Here is a 2,784-nt window from a genome sequence, read left to right as displayed (position 1 = left end):
CGCTGCAGTCGAAGAATCCGTCGATCGACGCGTCGCGCCTGAGCGACATCATCGCGTCGCAAATCCAGCCGGTGATTGCACGGTTGAACGGCGTGGGCAGCACCTTCATGCTGGGCTCGGAATACGCGATACGTATCTGGCTGAATCCGGACAAGCTGCAGGGCTATGGGCTATCCACCACCCAGGTGCTGAACGCGATCAACGCGCAGAATGCGCAGTTCGCCACAGGCTCGGTCGGCGCGGACCCGGCGGTCAACGGACAGGTCTTCACCGCGACGGTTGCCGGGGATACGCTGTTTTCTTCGTTGAAGCAGTTCCGCGACATCATTTTGCTGACCAACAATAACGGTACGGTGGTCCGCCTGAGCGACGTCGCCCGGATCAGTTTCGGCGCGCAAACGTACGGGTCGGCCTCTCGCTACCAGGACAAAGCGGCAGGCGGCATGGGGGTGTATCTGCTGCCCGGCGCCAACGCGCTCGCGGTCGCCAAGGCGGTGAAAGCCGAGATGGCCGAGCTTGCGAAGGACCTGCCTGCCGGCGTCACGTGGGACGTGCCGTACGATGCGACGCCGTTCATTACCGCGTCGATCACCGACGTGATCAAAACGCTGCTGGAAGCGATCGTGCTCGTGTTCGTGGTGATGCTGATCTTCCTGCAGAATCTGCGGGCCACGATCATCCCTACGCTGGTGATTCCGGTGGCGTTGCTGGGCACCTTTATCGGTCTGTCGCTGTTGCACTACTCGCTGAACCAGCTCACGCTGTTCGGGATGGTGCTCGCGATCGGGATCGTGGTGGACGACGCGATCGTCGTGATCGAAAACGTCGAGCGGATCATGACCGAGGAGAGGCTTCCACCCAGGGAGGCGACCCGCAAGGCCATGAAGCAGATCACCGGGGCGATTCTCGCGATCACGGTGGTGCTGGCCGCTGTGTTCGTGCCGTCCGCGTTGCAGCCGGGCGCGACCGGCATTATCTACGCGCAGTTCGCGCTGACCATTGCGGTATCGATGGCGTTTTCGGCGTTCCTCGCGATGTCGTTCACGCCGGCGCTCTGCGCCGCGCTTCTCCGGCCCACGCACGACCAGCAGAAGAATGTCGTGTACCGCTGGTTCGACAAGGGCTTCGACAAGCTGAACCGCGGCTACTTCCGGCAGATCGGCAGCGCGGTGCGCCACGCGCCGCGCTGGATGATTCTTTTCGTGTTGCTGACGGTGCTGGCAGGCTTCCTGTACACGCGTTTGCCGACAAGCTTCGTCCCGGATGAAGATCAGGGCTTCATGCTGGCGCTGGTGAATCTTCCGACCGGCGCGACGCTGCAGCGTACCGATCAGACCATGGCTGAAATATCGGACACGTTGAAGCACAGTCCTATCGGCAAGGATATCGCCGCCGTATTCCAGGTTGAAGGATTCAGCTTTGTCGGCAGCAGCGAGAACGTCGGCATGGCGTTCATCCAGTTGACCGATTGGAACAAGCGCTCGCAAACCGCGATGGAGTTGATTCCGCAGGCGAACCGGGTGTTGCATGGAATCAAGGGGGCGCAGATTTTCGTGGTCAATCTGCCGACTATTCGCGGGCTGAGCCAGTTCGGCGGCGTCGATATGTTCCTGCAGGCACGCGCCGGTCAGACGCGGGCGCAACTGGCGCAGGCAGAGGGCATTCTGTTGGGCGATGCGTCGAAGAACTCGACGCTCTATGGCGTTCGCCCCAATTCGCTGCCGAATGCGCCGCAACTGCAAATGTCCGTGGACCGCGTGCAGGCGCAGTCGATGGGGCTGTCGCTCACGGATGTCTATAACTCGATTCAGATGGATCTGGCGCCGTATTACGTCGATCAGTTCACGTATGGCGGCCGCGTCAAGCGTGTCTATGTTCAGGCCGATGCGCCTTACCGGATGGGACTGGATTCGTTGCAGCATATCTATACGCCAAGCGGGATCAGCAGTGCGTCGACCGGCGCGGCCAGCAACGCGAGCAGCGCAACCAACACGAGCGGCTATCTGACCACCGTCAATCCGTCTGCTGCGAATACGTCGATTGGTCCGTACAACATGGTGCCGCTGTCCAGCGTCGTGAAAGCGAACTGGAACGTCGGGCCGGTCGCGTTGCCGCGTTATAACGGTTTCTCCGCGATCGAAATCGTCGGCAATCCGGCGCCGGGCTATTCGACCGGTCAGGCCATGCAGACGCTGCAACACACGGTGGACAGCAAGTTGCCGCCGGGCTTCCATGCCGACTGGACCGGGCAGTCATACCAGGAACTGCTCGCCGGCAATTCGGCGACCGTGCTGATGGTGCTGTCGATCGTGGTCGTGTTCCTGTGCCTCGCGGCGCTCTATGAAAGCTGGTCGATCCCGGTGGCCGTGTTGCTGGTCGTGCCGTTAGGTTTGCTCGGCATCGTGTCGTTCTGTCTGCTGCGCGGGGTGCCCAACGACATCTACTTCAAGATCGGACTGGTGACGGTGATCGGTCTTGCGGCCAAGAATGCGATCCTGATCGTCGAATTCGCGGTGGAGGGGCAAGCCCGAGGCATGACGCTTTTCGACGCGGTGGTGTCCGCCGGCAAGCTGCGTTTGCGGCCGATTCTGATGACGTCGCTGGCTTTTATTCTCGGCGTGTTTCCACTGGTGATCTCGACCGGGGCGGGCGCGGCTTCGCGTCACGAAATCGGCACGGGTGTGATCGGCGGGATGCTGTTTGCGACCGTATTCGGTTTGCTGCTGATTCCGGTTTTTTACGTGGTCGTGCGGCGTGTGCTGGGCGATAAGCTCGATGAGGTTT

1 protein-coding gene is annotated in these 2,784 nt (G+C 61.4%); it reads left to right on the top strand.

The genetic code is table 11. The annotated features are described in order from the left end of the window. Positions 1 to 2,784 (top strand): efflux RND transporter permease subunit (locus tag PQQ51_RS34155; RefSeq protein WP_408501596.1); only part of this gene is annotated, 2,784 nt, incomplete at both ends.

The sequence above is a fragment of the Paraburkholderia xenovorans genome (assembly GCF_046030735.1).
Lineage (GTDB): Bacteria > Pseudomonadota > Gammaproteobacteria > Burkholderiales > Burkholderiaceae > Paraburkholderia > Paraburkholderia xenovorans_A.
This window is presented reverse-complemented; position numbering and strand designations above follow the sequence as displayed.